13 protein-coding genes are annotated in these 13422 nt (G+C 70.9%); 7 read left to right on the top strand and 6 right to left on the bottom strand.

Annotated elements, in window-relative coordinates:
- Window positions 1-18: 18 nt before the first annotated feature.
- From FNH05_RS03315 to FNH05_RS03305, 3 genes are read right to left on the bottom strand one after another with little or no spacing between them, the layout of a single operon-like run.
- Complete coding sequence (locus FNH05_RS03315; RefSeq protein WP_144585764.1) at window positions 19-654, bottom strand: MadR family response regulator transcription factor; 636 nt, start codon at window positions 652-654, stop codon at window positions 19-21.
- Window positions 651-1979, bottom strand: a complete 1329-nt coding sequence (locus FNH05_RS03310; RefSeq protein WP_144585763.1) for a MadS family sensor histidine kinase — start codon at window positions 1977-1979, stop codon at window positions 651-653. The genes FNH05_RS03315 and FNH05_RS03310 overlap by 4 nt, the downstream gene beginning before the upstream one ends.
- Window positions 1979-3244, bottom strand: coding sequence for an iron-containing alcohol dehydrogenase (locus FNH05_RS03305; protein ID WP_425458410.1), 1266 nt, complete (start codon window positions 3242-3244; stop codon window positions 1979-1981). Before FNH05_RS03305 ends, FNH05_RS03310 begins: the two co-directional genes overlap by 1 nt.
- A gap of 164 nt (window positions 3245-3408) precedes the next feature.
- Here FNH05_RS03305 and FNH05_RS03300 point away from each other — a divergent pair, with 164 nt between their 5' ends.
- The 7 genes from FNH05_RS03300 to FNH05_RS03270 all read left to right on the top strand — a co-directional run bounded on the left by FNH05_RS03300 (window position 3409) and on the right by FNH05_RS03270 (window position 10085).
- Window positions 3409-4605 (top strand): winged helix-turn-helix domain-containing protein, encoded by a 1197-nt coding sequence (locus tag FNH05_RS03300; protein WP_144585761.1) that lies wholly within the window; start codon window positions 3409-3411, stop codon window positions 4603-4605.
- Window positions 4606-4684: 79 nt separating this feature from the next.
- Entirely contained in the window at window positions 4685-6202 is a 1518-nt protein-coding gene (adh, locus tag FNH05_RS03295) for an aldehyde dehydrogenase (RefSeq protein WP_144585760.1), read from the top strand.
- Complete coding sequence (locus tag FNH05_RS03290) at window positions 6202-6606, top strand: DUF779 domain-containing protein (protein WP_144585759.1); 405 nt, start codon at window positions 6202-6204, stop codon at window positions 6604-6606. The genes adh and FNH05_RS03290 overlap by 1 nt, the downstream gene beginning before the upstream one ends.
- Before the next feature lies 1 nt (window position 6607).
- Complete coding sequence (gene nicT / locus FNH05_RS03285; protein WP_186382351.1) at window positions 6608-7627, top strand: Nickel transporter NicT; 1020 nt, start codon at window positions 6608-6610, stop codon at window positions 7625-7627.
- A 447-nt stretch (window positions 7628-8074) separates the two neighbouring features.
- Window positions 8075-8458 carry a DoxX family protein gene (locus tag FNH05_RS03280; protein WP_144585758.1) on the top strand — a complete coding sequence of 128 codons (384 nt, stop codon included), beginning with the start codon at window positions 8075-8077 and terminating at the stop codon, window positions 8456-8458.
- A gap of 29 nt (window positions 8459-8487) precedes the next feature.
- Complete coding sequence (locus tag FNH05_RS03275) at window positions 8488-9384, top strand: RNA polymerase sigma-70 factor (RefSeq protein WP_144585757.1); 897 nt, start codon at window positions 8488-8490, stop codon at window positions 9382-9384.
- 119 nt (window positions 9385-9503) lie between these two features.
- Window positions 9504-10085, top strand: coding sequence for a hypothetical protein (locus FNH05_RS03270; protein WP_144585756.1), 582 nt, complete (start codon window positions 9504-9506; stop codon window positions 10083-10085).
- Window positions 10086-10136: 51 nt separating this feature from the next.
- On the opposite strand, the gene FNH05_RS03265 is transcribed toward FNH05_RS03270, so the two are convergent.
- From FNH05_RS03265 to FNH05_RS03255, 3 genes are all read right to left on the bottom strand, one after another.
- Window positions 10137-11099 (bottom strand): extracellular catalytic domain type 1 short-chain-length polyhydroxyalkanoate depolymerase, encoded by a 963-nt coding sequence (locus FNH05_RS03265; RefSeq protein WP_246127491.1) that lies wholly within the window; start codon window positions 11097-11099, stop codon window positions 10137-10139.
- Window positions 11100-11223: 124 nt separating this feature from the next.
- Window positions 11224-12870 carry an NAD(P)-binding protein gene (locus FNH05_RS03260; RefSeq protein WP_186382350.1) on the bottom strand — a complete coding sequence of 549 codons (1647 nt, stop codon included), beginning with the start codon at window positions 12868-12870 and terminating at the stop codon, window positions 11224-11226.
- Window positions 12870-13422, bottom strand: a 553-nt coding sequence (locus FNH05_RS03255; RefSeq protein WP_222426500.1) for a thiamine pyrophosphate-dependent enzyme, incomplete at its 5' end; no start/stop codon positions are given. The genes FNH05_RS03255 and FNH05_RS03260, both read right to left, overlap by 1 nt.

Below are 13422 nucleotides of genomic sequence, written 5' to 3'. Positions count from 1 at the left end.
ATCGGGCCAGATCCGTCCTCAGATCAGCCCGAGTTTGCTCGCCTCGTAGACGGCCTCCGCACGGGTGCCGACCTGAAGTTTGCGCAGGATGTTGCGGACGTGGAACTTCACCGTGGTCTCGGAGATGTAGAGCGCGCCCCCGATGTCGCGATTGGACAGTCCGTGCGCGAGCAGCCGGGTCACGCGCAGTTCCCGGTCGGTGAGCGCGGGCCGCGCCGGGGCCGAGCACACCGAACGCACCATCGCCGCCGCGGAGCGGGAGTCGAACGCGCTCTCCCGGCGGGCCACCGCGCGGATGGCCCGGACCAGCTCGGTGGTGTCCACGTCCTTCACCACGTAACCCCGGGCGCCCCGCTGCACGGCTTCCACCACGAGCCGGTCGTCGAGGAAGGTGGTCAGCACCAGAACGCCGGTTTCGGGAAACCGGCGCGTCAGCTCCGAGCACAGGTCGAGGCCCTCGGTGTCGTCGCCGGTGGACAGCTTCAGATCCAGCAGCACCACCGCGGGGCGGGCGCGCAGCACCACGGTCAGCGCCTCGCCGGCGGTGCTGGCCTCGCCCACCACGCGCAGGTCGCCCTCGCGTTCCAGGATCGCCCGCAGGCCCTGCCGCACGATCGCGTGATCGTCGACGAGGACGATCGGCACCTCGCTCATGGCGTTCCCTCCGGCACCGGGATCACCACGCGCAGCGCGATCCCGCCCAGCCGGGCCCGGCGGATCGTCATCGTGCCGCCCAGTTCCTCCGTGCGGGCCAGCATGTTCGCCAGGCCGCGGTGCCGCCCGTCGAGGTCCGCGGCGCTGGCCAGCCGCAGCAGCCGCCGCAGTTCCGCCGGGTCGCCGGATCCGTTGTCGGAGACGGTGAGCGCGACCCGCGACGGCTGGTAGACCAGCCGCACCACCGCCAGCGACGCCTTCGCGTGCGCCGCCGCGTTGAACAGGGCCTCGCCCGCGATGCGCAGCAGCGACCGCTCGGTCTCGCCCGGCAGGGTCAGCACCTGGCCCACCACCTTCACCCGCACCGAAAGTTCGCTGGGAAGGTGCACAGTGGACAGTTCGGCCAGCAGGACCGGCAGCGGCCCGGACGGTTCCCCCGAGGTGTGGTGCAGTGCGTAGATCGCGCCACGCAGCCGTTCCACCGCCTGCCGCGTCAGGTCCTTGGCGTGCGCGAGCCGCCCGGCCAGCGCGGTCTCGCCCGACGCGGCCAGCTCGGCCCGGCACACCTCCAGCGTCATGCCCGCCGACAGCACGTACTGGGTGACACTGTCGTGCAGCTCGCGCGCGATGCGGTGGCGCTCGTCGTCCAGGGCCTGGCGCTGCAGGGCGGCGAGCAGCCGTTGCTGCGTCTCGGCCAGTTCGGCGTTGCGGGCCGCCAGATCCCTGGCCTGTTTCGCCGCCGCCTCGGACAGTTGTTCCGTGCGGCCCCGCAGCTGCGTCGCCGCCTGGAACAGGTACGAGTTGTGCAGGGCCACCGCGGCCTGGTTCGCCAGCACCCGGACGATCGCCAGGTCCGTGCTCGCCACCTCCACCCGGGGACTGCCGACGATCCCGCCGACCGGTTCACCGTCGAGCATCATCGGGGCCCGCACCCGGCCCTGGCGCGAGGACCCCGCCTGAAGTTCCCACGGCCGCTGCCGCACCAGCTCCAGTGCCGGCCGCACCTCGGCGGGCAGCCGGGCCACGTCGTCGATCAGCACGTCGTCCACCAGCACCAGGAACCGCGGCCGCGCGGCGCGCAGCGCCCCGTCGGCCACCGCGAGCAGCAGCCAGCGGGCCTGCAGGTGTTCGGCGGCGGCGCGCACCACGGCCTCGACGAGTGCCCTCGGCCCTTCCACCCCGCGCACCAGCGCGCGGGAAATCCCGTCCAGTGCCTGCACCGCGCGTTCGAGGCGCTCGGCCGAGCGGACGTATTCGGGGTAGTACGACCGCTTCCCCGAGCGCAGCCCGGTGAGCGCACCGAGATCGCGATCTCCGTCGGGCATCACAGTGCCAGGCGGAACAGGGCTTCGATGTCGGTGTACGAAGCCTCGCGGGGATTGGTGGTCAGGCAGGCGTCCTTGAGCGTGGTGCGGGCCAGCGTCGGCACGTCCCGTGCCGAGACGCCCAGTTCGGCCAGGCCGCGCGGCACGCCCACCGAATCGGCCAGCAGCCGCACCCGCTGCGCGAGCCATTCGGCCGCCTCCGCGGCAGGCATCGACCGGGCGTCGAGTCCGGCAGCCTCCGCCAGCGGGACGAACCGGGACGGGTCGGCTTCGGCGTTGAACCGGATCACGTGCGGCAGCAGCACCCCGTTGAGTACCCCGTGCGGCGCGTCGAGCAGGCCCCCCACCTGGTGGCTCATCGCGTGCGTCGCGCCGAGGATGGCGTTGGTGAAGGCCATGCCCGCCTCCAGCGCGCCCTGCGCCATGGCCACCCGAGGGCCCGCCCGCCGCGGCCGCTCCACGGTTTCCGGCAGCGCACCGGTGATCAACCGGACCGCGTGCAGCGCCCGCTGGTCGGTGAGCGGATTGTGCGCGGGGGAGACGAAGGCCTCGACGGCGTGGGTCAGCGCGTCCAGCCCGGTGGCCGCGTTGAGCGGCTCGGGCATGGTGACGAGCAGGCGCGGGTCGATCACCGAGATCTCCGGGACCAGCGTCCGGCTGATGATGGTGATCTTGGTGCGGTGCCCGGTGTCGGTGATCACCGCGAACTGCGAGACGTCGGCCCCGGTGCCCGAGGTCGAGGGCACCATGATCGTCGGCGGGATCGGGTGCACCACCTTGTCCACGCCCTCGAAGTCGAGGATCCGCCCGCCGTTGCCGGACAGGATGGCCACGCCCTTCGCCGCGTCGATGACCGAACCGCCGCCCACCGCGATGATCACGTCGGCCGTGGTTTCGACATAGCGTTCGTAGGCGGCTTCGACCTCGTGGTCCTTCGGGTTCGGGGTCACCGCGTCCCAGACCACCGGCCGGATGCCCGCCAGCCGCAGATGGCCGGCGGCCTCGTCGGCCCAGCCCGCCTCGAGCAGCCCCGGATCGGTGACCAGGAAAGGCCGCCGGGCCCCGACCCGCAGCGCGCAGTGGCCCAGCTCCGCCAGCGCACCCGGCCCGAAGACGATTTCCGGAGCGTGGAACTTCGCCAGATCCGCGGGCGGGTGCTCGGTTCCGGGGCCGACCACCTGAGGCCCGCTCAGCTCGCCGGAACCCCCCTGCGGGACCGGCGGGTGCTGACCGGCGGCCCGCGCGCCATCCAGGAGTCGGAGCACGGCCACCTCCTCACAACAGCGCTGTCAGATGCAGGCGGTACCCAACCTAGCCCAAAAGCGGCGTGGCGCACCTACCCGAACGGACAGGTGCGCGCGGGCGCCCGCTGGGGCATCATGAGTGGTTCCCGCCCCCCTGTGTCAAGGACGACCCGGAGACGGACACCATGGCGACACTGAGCACGCTCCGGCAGCGGCGCACCGAACTCGAGCTCGAATGGTCACGCTGGCTGGCAGGCCGGCCGTCGGGAGCCGACCTGCGCAGCGAGGTCGTCGAGTCGTGGACGAGATCGCTGTCCACGGTCGACCCCGGCCGCGACAGCGCACCCGTCCTCGACGACGTGCGGCCGCGCTGGTCGTCGTCACCGCTGCGCCGTCCCGTGGCCGAACTGTCCGACGAGCTGCGCAGCATCGCCGACGACGCGGGCTTCATCGCCGCCGTCACCGACGAGTCCGGCACCATCCTGTGGACCTGCGGTGGGCGGGTGATGCGGCGGCGTGCCGAGCGCGTCAACTTCGCCCCCGGCGGTCGCTGGGGCGAGGAGGCGATGGGCACCAACGCGCTGTCGCTCGCCCTGCGCACCGGCCGTCCCGCGAGCATCTTCTCGGCCGAGCACCTGGTGGAGGCCCTGCACGGCTGGTGCTGCTGGTCGGCGCCGATCCGGGACGCGAGCGGCCGGACGCTGGGCGTGCTCGACCTGTCCACTACCTGGGACCGCGCACACCCGCTCGCGATGTCCACCGTGCGCACCCTGGTCACCACCATCGAGACCCGCCTGCACGCGATCACGCCCGCCACGGAAGGGGTGTCGCTGACCTGCCTCGGGCGCGGGCGCGCCACCCTCGACGGCGCCGCGCTGCGGCTGTCGCCGCGGCAGCTCGAACTGCTCGCCCTGTTCGCCCTGGAGCCCGGCGGGTTCTCGCTCGACCAGCTTCGGGAGGCGCTCTACGGCGACAGCCGCGTCAGCTCCAACACGCTGCGCGCCGAGGTCTCCCATCTGCGGCGCGTGCTCGGCGGCGCACTGGCCAACCGCCGCTACGCGCTGACCAGGCCCATTTCCTGTGACGCCGTGGAGGTGCTGACCGCGCTCAAGGACGGGGACGCGGCCACCGCGGTCGAGCGCTACACCGGCCCGCTGCTGCCCGACTCGGAGGCCCCGGGCGTCACCGCCTGGCGCGAACAGCTCGAGGTCGCGGTGCGGGAGGCGGCACTCGCCTCGCCCGATCCCGCGCTGGCTCTGCGTTACGGCGAACGGCACCCGTTCGACCTCCAGATCCACGAGCACGCGCACGCCGCCCTGCCCGCAGGGGATCCCCGGCGCGCGCTCGCCGCGGCGCGCCTCCGGCTCGCCCTTCGCGACTAGGACCGCCGCGGCGCCAACGTTTCGCCAACGCGCGCCGGGCACGGTGCTCCCTGTCACACCGACGTGAAGGAGGGCTCCCATGGCCTATGCGCAACCCGGCGCCGAAGGCAGCATCGTGGACTTCGCGCCACGCTACGAAAACTTCATCGGCGGGAAGTGGGTGCCACCGGTCGAGGGCCGCTATTTCGACAACCCGTCGCCGGTGGACGGCAAGGTGTTCACCCAGGTCGCCCGCTCGTCCGCGGCCGACGTCGAACTCGCGCTGGACGCCGCGCACGCCGCCGCCGAGCGCTGGGGCCGCACCTCGGCGGCCGAGCGCGCCGGCATCCTCAACAAGATCGCCGACCGCATCGAGGCGAACCTCGAAGCCCTCGCGGTGGCCGAGACCTGGGAGAACGGCAAGCCGGTCCGCGAAACCCTGGCCGCCGACCTGCCGCTCGCGGTCGACCACTTCCGTTACTTCGCCGGCGCGGTCCGCGCCCAGGAGGGCGGCATCTCCGAGATCGACGAGGACACCGTCGCTTACCACTTCCACGAGCCGCTGGGCGTCGTCGGCCAGATCATCCCGTGGAACTTCCCGATTCTGATGGCGACCTGGAAGCTCGCGCCGGCGCTGGCCGCGGGCAACTGCGTGGTGCTCAAGCCCGCCGAGCAGACCCCGGTGTCGATTCTCAAGGTGGTGGAGCTGATCGCCGACCTGCTCCCGCCGGGCGTGCTCAACGTGGTCAACGGGTTCGGGGTGGAGGCGGGCAAGCCGCTCGCGTCCAGCCCGCGGGTGGCGAAGGTGGCCTTCACCGGTGAGACCACCACGGGCAGGCTGATCATGCAGTACGCCAGCGAGAACATCATCCCGGTCACGCTGGAGCTGGGCGGGAAGAGCCCGAACATCTTCCTCGCCGACGTCATGGCCGCCGACGACGACTACCTCGACAAGGCTGTCGAAGGTTTCGTGATGTTCGCGCTGAACCAGGGTGAGGTGTGCACCTGTCCGTCGCGGGCGCTGATCGCCTCGTCGATCTACGACGAGTTCATCGAGCGGTGCATCGCGCGTACCGAGGCGATCGTCTCCGGCGATCCGCTGGACCCGGCCACCATGGTCGGCGCGCAGGCCAGCAACGACCAGTTCGAGAAGATCCTGTCCTATCTGGACATCGGCAAGCGGGAGGGCGCGGAGGTGCTCACCGGGGGCGGACCGCGCACCGTGCCGGGACGCGAGGGCGGCTACTACATCCAGCCGACAATCTTCCGGGGCACCAACGACATGCGCGTCTTCCAGGAGGAGATCTTCGGGCCGGTCGTGTCGGTGACCACGTTCGACTCGCCGGACGAGGCGCTCAAGATCGCCAACGACACGCTCTACGGCCTCGGTGCCGGTGTGTGGAGCCGTGACGGCAACACCGCCTACCGCTTCGGCCGGGAGATCAAGGCGGGTCGCGTGTGGACGAACTGCTACCACGCCTACCCGGCGCACGCCGCGTTCGGCGGCTACAAGAAGTCCGGTATCGGCCGGGAGACCCACAAGATGATGCTGGAGCACTACCAGCAGACGAAGAACCTGCTGGTGAGCTACTCGCCGAAGAAGCTCGGGTTCTTCTGATGGACCACGGGCACGGGGTGGGCCGCGTCGAACGGGTGCGGCTCACCCCCGCCGCCGGGCAGGTGCTGGACCGGCTGGTGGCCGGGCACGGGCCGGTGATGTTCCACCAGTCGGGCGGGTGCTGCGACGGCAGCGCGCCCATGTGTTACCCGCGCGGTGATTTCCGGGTGGGCGGCAGCGACGTGCTGCTCGGCGAGGTCCGGGGCACGCCGTTCTGGATGAGCGCCGACCAGTACGAGTACTGGAAGCACACCCACCTGACCGTCGACGTGGTGCCGGGGCGGGGGAGCGGGTTCTCCCTGGAGGCGCCGGAAGGCGTGCGCTTCCTCGTAAGGTCGAGACTGTTCACCGACGAAGAAGCGGACCGCATCGCCGCCGAACCGCCCCTGCCCACCGGAGGGTGACATGCTGACCAGGCCGGAGTGGACCCGGATCGCGGGAATGGCCGCGGTGATCGCGGGGCTCACCCTGACCGGATGGGGCATGCTGCTGTTCCTGGTGGTGCCGCGCCATCTTTCCCTGGGGCCGCAGACCTTCGGGGTCGGCATCGGCGTGACCGCCTACACCCTGGGCATGCGGCACGCGTTCGACGCGGACCACATCGCGGCGATCGACAACGCCACCCGCCGGCTGATGTCGGCGGGGCGGCGGCCGCTGTCGGTGGGGTTCTGGTTCGCGCTGGGGCATTCCTCGGTGGTGTTCGCGCTGTGCGTGCTGCTGGGCCTCGGGGTGCGGGCCGTGGCCACGGACGAGCACCTGCACCGCGTGGCCGGGGTGTTCGGGGCGGCCATCTCCGGCGGTTTCCTGTACCTGATCGCCGGGCTGAACGCGGTGATCCTCGTCGGCATCGTGAAGGTGTTCCGTCGCCTGCGCCGCGGCGACTACGACGAAGCGGAACTGGAGCGGCACCTGGACAACCGCGGGCTGGCGAACCGGGTGTTCGGCCGGGTCACCGGGGGCATCACCAGGCCGTGGCAGCTGTACCCGGTGGGCCTGCTGTTCGGGCTGGGGTTCGACACCGCGACCGAGGTGGCGCTGCTGGTGGTGGCAGGGACCAGCGGGGCGGCGGGCCTGCCATGGTACGCCGTGGTGTGCCTGCCGGTGCTGTTCGCCGCTGGCATGACGCTGTTCGACACGATCGACGGTTCGTTCATGAACTTCGCCTATGGCTGGGCACTGTCCCAGCCGGTGCGCAAGATCTACTACAACCTGGTGCTCACCGCGCTGTCGGTGACCGCCGCGCTCGCGATCGGCACCGTCCAGCTGGCCGGGCTCGTGTCCGAAGTGGACATCGACCTGAACCGGCTGGGCTACTGGCTGGTGGGGCTGTTCGTGCTCGCCTGGCTGGTCGCGCTCCTCGTATGGCGGGTGGGGCGGCTGGACGACCGGTGGCGCCCAGCAGGGGACGAGACGTCCCCTGAATAGGACCTGTGTGCTCAACCGTGCCCGGTGGACCGGCCTCCCCGATACGGCTGCTGGGCGTCATCGCCACCCGTCGCCGCTGCTCCGCCTCCCAGGCGCGCACGGCCTCGGCCAACTGCCCATCCGACAGCCGCCACGCCTCGGGAAAAACGGATGTATCGGTCACGAGGTTCGACCTATCGGAAAATTCACACGCACGTTCGAGCCAATTCGGGTGAACCATCGGAAAAACAATAACCGGATATCACCCGGTGGGATTTACCGCGATTGATCATTTTCACGTCAGGACCTCCTTGTTGTCGGCTGAGCCCGCACCTCGGCACGGCGGCCACACGAGGCGCGGAGAACCAGACTCGCCCCAAGACCTTCGGGTGACCTGCCTCACTTCTGTCACAACGAAGGGGTGGGCGGTGTCTTGAGGTCAAACGCTTCGAAACGGAGGAGAGACTCGTGAACATCGCGCTGTGGATCGCCGGCGGACTGCTCGCCGTGGTCGCCCTGGGCGGCGGCATCACCAAGAGCTTCATGCCCAAGGAGAAACTGGCCGCGGCCCGCGGTGCGGAATGGATCGCGGGCGTCGGCAGCGGCTTCCTCAGGACGCTCGGGGTCCTGGAACTCCTGGCCGCGGCGGGCCTGGTCCTGCCCGCCGTGGTCGGCATCGCACCGGTTCTGGTGCCGGTGACCGCCGTCTGCTGGATCCTGCTTATGATCGGCGCGATGGTCACCCATGGCCGCCTCGGCCAGTTCAACCTCGTGGCGCTGAACCTGATCTATCTCGCTCTTGCGGTGTTCGTCGCCTGGGGCCGCTTCACCCTCGCGCCGTTCTCCGCCTGACGCGACGCGATGAAGGAGAGGGCGGGGACTTGAGCGAGCACACCACCGACCAGGCGACCGAGGCTTTTGTCGCTCACCGGAACCTGCTCTTCACCGTCGCCTACGAGATGCTCGGATCGGCGGCCGACGCCGAAGACGTCCTCCAGGAAACCTGGTTGAGGTGGGTCGAGGTCGACCTGGGGCGGGTACGCGACCAGCGCGCCTACCTGGTCCGGATCACGACCAGGCAGTCGTTGAACCGGTTGCGCGCCCTGACGCGCCGCAAGGAGGCGTATGTCGGTCCCTGGCTGCCCGAGCCGCTGCTCACCGCCCCCGATGTGGCCGAGGACGCCGAGCTCGCCGAGAGCGTGTCGATGGCGATGATGCTCGTTCTCGAGACGCTGTCGCCGACCGAGCGCGCCGTGTTCGTGCTGCGCGAGGTCTTCGATTTCGGCTACGACGAGATCGCGGCCGCCGTCGGCAAGACGCCGGTGGCCGTCCGCCAGATCGCGCACCGCGCCCGCAAGCACGTCGATGCCCGCCGCCCTCGCGAGACGGTCTCCGCGAGCCAGAGCAGGGCGGTTCTGGACTCGTTCCGGCGCGCGCTCGAAACCAGGGACCTGCAGGGCCTTCTGGACGTGCTCGCCCCCGATGTCGTCCTGGTGAGCGACGGTGGCGGGGTCAAGCAGGCCGCGTTGCGACCGGTCGCCGGTGCCGGGAAGCTGGTCCGCTACATCCTGGGCGGTCTCGCCAAGACCGGTGTCGAGTTCACCACCGCCTCGACCGTGGTCAACGGCAACCCGGCACTCGTCGTCCTGGTGGACGGCGAGGTCGACGGGGTCATGGCGACCCGGGTCGACGGCTCCGGCATCACCGGCCTGTACTACGTCCGCAATCCGGGGAAACTGACCCGCTTCGGAGTCGAGGTCCCGCTGACCCTGCGCTGACGGCTGTCCGAAGTGGACAAGGGCCTGAACCGCGCCCCGGCCGACCCTGATCGGAGTTCAGGGTCGGCCGGGGGATTTCTCCGGATGCCGGGGCGCCACCGGGACGCCAGGCTCTGGGCATGAAGCCGACTTCGATCGCCCTGCCGGCCGCACCGGTGTTGTTCGCCGTCTACGGGGTGGTGCGCCTGATCGGGCGCAGCGACGGCCACTACGGCCCGGGGCTGGACTGGCAGGCCGCGCACCTTTCCTTCCTCGCCGGGCTGGTCCTGCTGGGGGTGGGCTTGGCGGGACTGGTGCGGCAACTGCCCGCCACCGGTCCCCGCAGGCTGTGGACCGCCCTCGCCGCGATCGGTCTGGTCACATCGATCGTGCAGATCGGGGTGGACATCGTCGCGGGCCTGCTGGCCACGGACCACGCGAACCTGTCGGAGATCACCGGCCGGTTCACCCACCTGCCCGGTGCGGAACTGGTGTTCTACCAAGCGGGGCCGCCCTTGCTCTACGTCGGTCTGACCGCGTTGTCGGTGCTGCTGGCCCGGAGGGGCCGCATCGCCTGGTGGAACCCCGTGCTGATCGGCGTTGGCTCGATCCTGCCGATGGTGTCGCTCAACCTGCTCCCGCTGTCCGGTGCGCTCCTGCTGGCGGGCCTGGCCCCGTTGGCGCTGCGCAAAACCGGCGCGGCGGCAGCAGCCGTCGTCTGACGGCCTGCGCGTGGACCGGCGCCGACAGGGGGGCGCCGGTCCACGCCGGGATCAGGAAGCCGGGAGGAATCCCCACAGCATGCCGAGGCGCCAGGCCGCGCACAGGTTCACGTCGAGCAGGTAGGCGCCCGCCTGGCCGCACTGGCCGGCGGCGGTCCCGGGATCGATCGGCTGGCCGTGGCCCATCCCGGTGATCGCATAGGTCTCCACGGCGATCCGCCCCGACGAATCGCGGTATACGGCGTGCGGGTAGCCCGCGACCGTGTCGGTGGCGGACGGGGTGGTGGACAGCCCGTGCACGGCCGTCCACTGCTCGGCGAGTTCCCGTTCGTTGGCCGGGGCCACCGTGTAGTCGGCGGTGCCCTGCCAGATGCTCACGCTCGGCCAGGGACCCTGGTACGAGGAGGCCGCGAACACCTTCGCCGCCCACTGCGCGGGGGTGAGGTCCTGGCCGGGGTACATGCAGCCGTAGGCCTGCAACGCCGTGGTCGCGCAGCCGTAGGGGATCCCGGCCACGATCCCGCCGCCGGCGAACAGGTCGGGGTAGGTGGCCAGCAGTGCCGCCGTCATCGCGCCGCCCGCCGACAGCCCGGTCACGTACACCCGTGACGCGTCGGCGCCCGAATCGGCGATCGCCCAGCGGACCATCTGCGCGATCGATTCCACCTCGCCCTGGCCGCGCGTCACGTCCGAGGACTGGAACCAGTTGAAGCACTGGCTGAAATTGTTCGCCGAGGTCTGCTGGGGCAGTACCAGGGTGAAGGCGCCCTGGTCCGCGAGCCGCACCCAGCCCGAGCCCTGCCCGTAACCGGTGGCGTTCTGCGTACAACCGTGCAGCGCCACCACGACCGGCCGTCCCGGCGGCAGCCCGTCCGGCCGGTACTCGAACATCTGGAGCGCGCCGGGATTGCCGCCGAATCCCGTGATCTGCCGGATCGCGGCCGCCTGCGACGGGGGACCGCCCAGCAGTACCGCGATCGCGAAGGCCAGGAACAACACCAGGAACCGGCGCACGCCGATCACCTCCTTGTGACCGAATTTCCCGTCAGGGTAGGACCCGGTCGGAGGTTTTCACGACGGTGCCGGTCCCCACAGCCTGCCGCGGCCGTGTGTCGGGAGGTACCACCCGCGCCGGCGCTCAGGGGCTTTCCGGCACCATTTTGATCGCGCCCGACGGGCATTCGGACACGCACATTCCGCAGCCCTTGCAGTAGTCCAGATCGATGGCGTACCCGTTGACGTTGGCGTTCGGCGCATCGCTGAGCTTCAGTACCGCGTTGTCGGGACAGACGGCGTAACAGTTGTCGCAGGCGAAGCAGTTTCCGCAGGACAAGCACCGGCGTGCCTCGTAGAGCGCGGTCGAGGCGTCGAGCCCGTGCACGGTCTCCTCGAAGGTGGACCGGCGCCGCGCCAGTGCCAGGTGCCGCCGGTGCGAGCGTGGCGCTTCGGCGTAGTACCAGGTGTTGAGCATGTCGAAGGTGGCCATTTCATGCCGGGCCGGTGCCTGCGCCCGGCCTCCGCGCAGCCAGCCGTCGATCTGGCGGGCGGCCCGTTTCCCGTGCCCGATGCCCACCGTGACGGTCCGCTGGGAGGGCACCACGTCGCCCCCCGCGAAGAGACCCGGGCGGCCGGTCATCATGTCCGGGCCGACCTGCACCACCCCGCGGTCCACCTCGACCCCGGGGACCCCCTCGACCAGCGAGAGATCGGTTTCCTGGCCCAGGGCCAGGATCAGCGAGTCCGCCGCGAGCCGCTCGTACTCGCCCGTCGGCCGGGGGAATCCGGTCTCGTCCAGTTCCATCCGTTCCAGCAGGAGTTCGCCCTCGTCCGCGTGCTTGACGGTGGACAGCCACTTCATCAGCACGCCCTCCTCCTCGGCCTCGGTGACCTCCTCGTCGTGCGCGGGCATCCGGTCGCGGGTGCGGCGGTAGACGATGGTCGCGTCGGTGGCGCCGAGGCGTTTGGCGGTGCGGGCCGCGTCCATCGCGGTGTTGCCGCCGCCGTAGACCACGACGCGACGGCCCAGCAGCGGCCGCTCACCCACTTCCAGGCCGTGCAGCAGGGACACCGCGTCGATGACGCGGGCGGCTTCCCCGGCCGGGATGTCGGCGTGGCGCCCCACCTGGGCTCCCACCGCGAGGAAGACCGCGTCGAAGCCGCCGCTCTCCTGCTCCGCCACGACATCGGTGACCTTGTGGCCGAGTTCCAGCGTGACGCCGAGGGCCAGGATCCGGTTCACCTCCGCGTCGAGAACCTCGCGCGACAGCCGGTATTTCGGGATGCCGAACCGCATCATCCCGCCCGCGAGAGGAGCGGCGTCGCGGATCGTGACCTCGTGCCCGAGCCGCGCGAGGTGGTAGGCCGCCGACAGGCCGGTCGGCCCGGCGCCGACGATCAGCACGCGCTTGCCGGTGCGTTCGGCGGGCGGGTCGAAGGCCCAGCCCTGGTCGATCGCGTGGTCGCCGAGGAACCGCTCGACCGAGTTGATGCCCACCGCCTCGTCGAGCTGAGCGCGGTTGCATGCCGTTTCGCACGGGTGGTAGCAGACGCGGCCCATGATCGCGGGGAACGGGTTCTCCTCCACCAGTTTCCGCCACGCGCGCTCGTAGCCCGCACCGCCCTCTTCCGCCTGGTAGAGCCAGGCCTGGATGTTCTCGCCCGCCGGGCAGGCGTCGTTGCACGGCGGCATCCGGTCGACGTGGACGGCGCGTTCGGTGCGCCAGGTGCCCGTCCTGTTGGCCAGGCTGGACCCGACGTCGAGGGTGATCGCGAACGGCTTGTCCATCACTGTGCTCCATGGTGGGTTTCGGCCAGCATGCGCATGAGGTTGCTCTCCTCCTCGGTCCGGCCCGCGGCTTCGGGCTGGCCCTGGGGCAGATCGGCGGCGTCGGTGGCGCTGCCGGGCAGCTCACCGCCCTCCTCCGCCGAGGCGAGCAGCCCGAACCGCCGGATGTTGCGGTCCGCGATCTCCTGCAGCCGGAGGATCACGTCGTCACGGCGCTGCGGGCCGAACAGGTGCGCGTAGCGGCGCTGCAGCTTCAGGTACTCCTCGACGGGCACCGGGCGGCGGATCTTCGACACCCCGACCACTTCGCCGTGCTCGGCCTCGAACACCGGGAACAGCCCGGTTTCCTTGACCAGGCGCGCGATCCGGATGGTGTCCCGCGAGGCCGAGCCCCAGCCGAGCGGGCAGGGCACGAACACGTGCAGGTAGCGCGCCCCGCGGAACCGCATGGCACGCTCCACTTTGTACTCCAGGTCGCGCAACTCGGCGACGGTCGCCGTGGCCACGTAAGGGATTTCGTGTGCCATGGCGATCAGCGGCACGTTCTTGCCC

The sequence above is a fragment of the Amycolatopsis rhizosphaerae genome, assembly GCF_007713715.1.
Taxonomy (GTDB): Bacteria; Actinomycetota; Actinomycetes; order Mycobacteriales; family Pseudonocardiaceae; genus Amycolatopsis_E; species Amycolatopsis_E rhizosphaerae.
The sequence above is the reverse complement of the archived record's forward strand: the minus strand, read 5'-3'. Positions and strand labels throughout refer to the sequence as shown.

Coding starts and splice junctions, on each gene's coding strand:
- FNH05_RS03315 (WP_144585764.1), bottom strand. CDS start 654: ATGAGCGAGGTGCCGATCGTCCTCGTCGACGATCACGCGATCGTGCGG.
- FNH05_RS03310 (WP_144585763.1), bottom strand. CDS start 1,979: ATGCCCGACGGAGATCGCGATCTCGGTGCGCTCACCGGGCTGCGCTCG.
- FNH05_RS03300 (WP_144585761.1), top strand. CDS start 3,409: ATGGCGACACTGAGCACGCTCCGGCAGCGGCGCACCGAACTCGAGCTC.
- adh (WP_144585760.1), top strand. CDS start 4,685: ATGGCCTATGCGCAACCCGGCGCCGAAGGCAGCATCGTGGACTTCGCG.
- FNH05_RS03290 (WP_144585759.1), top strand. CDS start 6,202: ATGGACCACGGGCACGGGGTGGGCCGCGTCGAACGGGTGCGGCTCACC.
- nicT (WP_186382351.1), top strand. CDS start 6,608: ATGCTGACCAGGCCGGAGTGGACCCGGATCGCGGGAATGGCCGCGGTG.
- FNH05_RS03270 (WP_144585756.1), top strand. CDS start 9,504: ATGAAGCCGACTTCGATCGCCCTGCCGGCCGCACCGGTGTTGTTCGCC.
- FNH05_RS03260 (WP_186382350.1), bottom strand. CDS start 12,870: ATGGACAAGCCGTTCGCGATCACCCTCGACGTCGGGTCCAGCCTGGCC.